The sequence below is a fragment of the Candidatus Mycolicibacterium alkanivorans genome (genome assembly GCF_022760805.1).
GTDB classification, from domain to species: domain Bacteria; phylum Actinomycetota; class Actinomycetes; order Mycobacteriales; family Mycobacteriaceae; genus Mycobacterium; species Mycobacterium alkanivorans.
The window spans coordinates 1-464 of sequence record NZ_JAIVFL010000003.1 but is presented as its reverse complement, the minus strand read 5'-3'; the positions used below and the strand labels follow the sequence as shown (position 1 = coordinate 464).

Sequence of the window (464 nt, the reverse complement as noted above, 5' to 3'; positions counted from 1 at the left end):
CTTCTATTCGCTGGATGCGATGTTGTGCGAGAGCGTGTTCCGCGCCCTGCTGGGCGAGGCTCGCGCCGAGGGCGCCGCCCGGATCGACCCGCCCGCGCTGGGGCGGGTGCTGGGTTTGGACCGGGCCCCGGAAGTCAAGACGATCCGCCGCAAGATCGGGCTGCTCGCCGAAGCGGGTCGGGCCGGCGACTGGATCGCCGCGATGGCGGCCCGGCATGTGGCCGCCCGCCCCGAGCAGGCGGCGGTGCTGTATGTCGACGGGCATGTCCGCGCCTATCAGGGCACCCGCAAGATCGCCAAAACCCATGTGCCGCGGTTGAAGTTCCCCGCCCGCCACGGTGGAAACCTGGGTCGCCGACGCCGCGGGGGATCCGCTGCTGGTGGTGATGGCCGAACCGGGCGCCTCGCTGGCCGCCGAGCTGCGCCGGTTGATCCCCGAGTTGCGCGCCATGGTCGGCGACGAC

1 protein-coding gene is annotated in these 464 nt (G+C 72.4%); it reads left to right on the top strand.

The genetic code is table 11. The annotated features are described in order from the left end of the window. Positions 1–19: 19 nt before the first annotated feature. The coding region (locus tag K9U37_RS19810) for a putative transposase (protein WP_243073505.1) at positions 20–464 on the top strand (445 nt) is incomplete at its 3' end.